Here is a 2,989-nt window from a genome sequence, read left to right as displayed (position 1 = left end):
CCCTATATTGATTCGACAGGTATTGGCGTACTGGTAGCATTTGCGCATAAGGCGTTTGAGGCTGGCATAGCATTTCATGTCACCAATCCACAACGCAATGTTGCGCGCGTTTTCACGCTGCTTGATGTGGCCGATAAGCTTGGCGTGCGTGAAAGCGACTAGGGCGTCCTAATTACTGAGTTCTAAAGAAGAGGAGCCAAGGTGTTTGGTATCGGCACAACAGAGATGGTCATCATCTTGATCTTTGGTTTTTTGCTCTTTGGCCCGGATAAATTGCCGGGTATGGGCAGGACGATTGGCCGTATGCTGCGTCAGTTCCGTGATGCACAGGAGGGTTTTACGCAGGTTGTGCAGGCTGAGGTGGTCGACCCGCTTTCTGATGCGCTTAACGATCCAGCTGAGGCAAAGGCCAAGCGTGATGCGATGGCTGCAGCTGCTGCAGAGGATGCGGACCTTGATGAGGACATGGCAGCAATTGCTCACAAGGAGACCTTTGCCGAGCGCCGTGAGCGTCTCAAGGCTGAGCGTGCCGCTGCTGAAGCTGCTGCAAAAGAAGCCGCCGAAGCTCAGAAGAGTTCTTCTGAGGGCACAACTTCGGTAGAAGATGCTGACTTGGATGCTGATCTTGATGCGGACAGTGATGCTCCTGCAGCGCCTGTTGCCGCTCCTGTAAAGCCTGATACGAGTGCTGCTGCGCTGTATGCCCTCACCCCCAGGAAGGAGGGAGGGGACGCGCAAGAGTAGCGTTCCCGTATAGATATGCCTATTGGTCCTGCGCGTATGCCCTTGTTGGATCACCTTGGCGAGCTTCGCCGGAGGATGACCATTATTATCGTTTCGGTACTTATTACGACTGTGGTCGTATATGTGGCTACCCCAACGCTTATCGCGATGATGATGGATGCTATCCGTCAGGCTCTGCCCAAGGGTACAGAGCTCACCGTACTTACCGCCTTAGGTGGCTTTACTATCCGCTTTAAAGTGGCACTCTTTTTTGGCGTGATTGTCTGCACGCCTATCATCGTTTGGGAGATTTTTGGTTTTGTGCTGCCAGCTCTTAAGGAAAAAGAACGTCGATGGGTAGTTCCTACCTTTATGATTATGGTTTTTCTTTTCTTCTTGGGTATGGCTTTTTGCTATGCGGTGATTTTGCAGGCGGCGTTTGGCTGGTTGGTTGAGCAAACAATCGAGATGAACGCTAATGTCGTGGCAGAGGCCACCGACTACCTTAATTTGATGATGCTGCTTGAAGTTGCGTTTGGCGTGACCTTTCAGTTGCCGCTCTTCGTTTTTTACCTGTCGATTTTGCATGTTATTCCCTACAAGGCTTTCCGTGAAAATTGGCGCTATGTCTATGTAGGCCTGTTGGTATTGACCGCCTGCTTTACCCCTGATGCATCACCTATGACCATGCTGCTGATGTATTTCCCCATGGTACTTTTGTACGAGATTGCTCTTGCAGTTGCTCGACAAGTTATTACGGTGCGCGATGGCAAAGCAGCGCTTAAGTGGAGTCGCGAAGATTACGAGGAACATCAAGACGAGCTCGAAGCTCGCAAACTCGCCCGGCAGGAAGCTGAGCAACAAAAAGCTCTTGCAAAGAAAAAGTCCTAAGTCCAGCTTTGTATAGGACATTATCAAGAAAGGCTCAGAAGCTTGATACTAATTGTCACCGAGAAAAATGATGCTGCCCAACAGATTGCACGATTGCTCTGTGACATTGGCAAGCCAAAGCCAGATAAGGTTTACAACACGCCCATCTACCGTTTTAGTCATGATGGGCATGACTGCGTAACAATTGGTCTACGTGGGCATATTATGGCCCCCGACTTTCCGCCGGCATTGAGGTTTAATCAGCGTGAAGGTTGGTATGCAGAAACTCTTTCAGGCGAGCATTTAGCTGCGGATTTGCCCGATGGCTTGGATCGTCCACCCTACACGAGCAAGCGTAAACCTTACCTCGCTGATGGTATCGATATCAAAGGCTGGAAGGTCCCCAGCCTCCCGTATTTAGTTTGGGCTCCTATCGAAAAACAGCCTGCTGAAAAAGAAATCATCCGTGCGCTCAAAAATCTTGCGAAGAAGTCTGATGCCATTATTATTGGCACAGACTTTGACCGCGAAGGTGAGCTTATTGGATCAGATGCCTTGCGGCAGATGCAGCAGGTTGCTCCTGAAGTTCCCGTGTCTCGTGCACGCTATTCAGCCTTTACCAAATCGGAGATTGACCACGCCTTTGCCAATTTGGTACCGCTTGACCACGATCTCGCAGATGCGGGTGAGAGCCGCCAATATATTGATCTTATCTGGGGCGCTGTGTTGACTCGTTACCTCACGATGGCACACTTTGGTGGCTTTGGAAATGTGCGCTCGGCTGGTCGCGTGCAGACACCTACCCTTGCGCTGGTAGTTGAGCGTGAGCGCGAACGTCAGGCGTTTGTTCCCAAGGATTATTGGGTCATTTGGGGTATGGCGCATCGCCAGCAAGATGATGTTGAGAGTGCTTTTCGTATTTCTCATTCTGGCACCAAGGAAGGTCGCTTTTGGGAAGCAGAGCTTGCAGCTGAGATTTTTGCGCGTGTCTGTGATGCTAAGGAAGCAACGATTAGTGCTGTGAGCAAAAAGACACGTACCGTGCGTCCACCAGCGCCTTTTAATACAACCTCACTGCAGGCAGCGGCAGCGTCTGAAGGTCTTTCTCCTTCGCGTACTATGCGTTTGGCAGAGTCACTCTACATGGATGGTCTGATTTCCTACCCTCGTGTTGATAATACGGTCTATCCGCGCTCTCTTGATTTGCGCGATGTTGTAAAGACTCTTTCGGCTGTGCCTAACTACCGTCCGACGTGCACAGAGCTGCTTGGCAAATCAAAGCTGACTACCACCCGTGGAAAGCAGGAAACTACCGACCATCCGCCTATTTACCCTACTGCGGCGGCGGATCCTCATAAGCTCCAGCCAGCCGCGTGGAAGCTCTACAACCTTATTG

At 50.9% G+C, this 2,989-nt stretch carries 4 protein-coding genes; all 4 read left to right on the top strand.

Annotation, left to right across the window (positions count from 1 at the left end):
* Positions 1 to 6: 6 nt before the first annotated feature.
* Complete coding sequence (locus Q0X25_RS08220) at positions 7 to 162, top strand: STAS domain-containing protein (protein WP_298581135.1); 156 nt, start codon at positions 7 to 9, stop codon at positions 160 to 162.
* 39 nt (positions 163 to 201) lie between these two features.
* Positions 202 to 744: a twin-arginine translocase TatA/TatE family subunit gene (locus tag Q0X25_RS08215; protein WP_021735846.1), complete on the top strand. Its 543-nt coding sequence runs from the start codon at positions 202 to 204 to the stop codon at positions 742 to 744.
* Between the two features lie 15 nt (positions 745 to 759).
* The gene (gene tatC / locus Q0X25_RS08210) at positions 760 to 1,614 is read left to right on the top strand and encodes a twin-arginine translocase subunit TatC (protein ID WP_021735847.1); all 855 of its coding nucleotides are present in this window, start codon (positions 760 to 762) and stop codon (positions 1,612 to 1,614) included.
* 42 nt (positions 1,615 to 1,656) lie between these two features.
* Positions 1,657 to 2,989 (top strand): DNA topoisomerase (locus Q0X25_RS08205; protein WP_298581130.1); only part of this gene is annotated, 1,333 nt, incomplete at its 3' end.

This window comes from uncultured Olegusella sp., from assembly GCF_947253395.1.
Lineage (GTDB): Bacteria > Actinomycetota > Coriobacteriia > Coriobacteriales > Atopobiaceae > Olegusella.
Note: the sequence above shows the minus strand (reverse complement) of the source record. Positions and strands in the feature narration are given on the sequence as shown.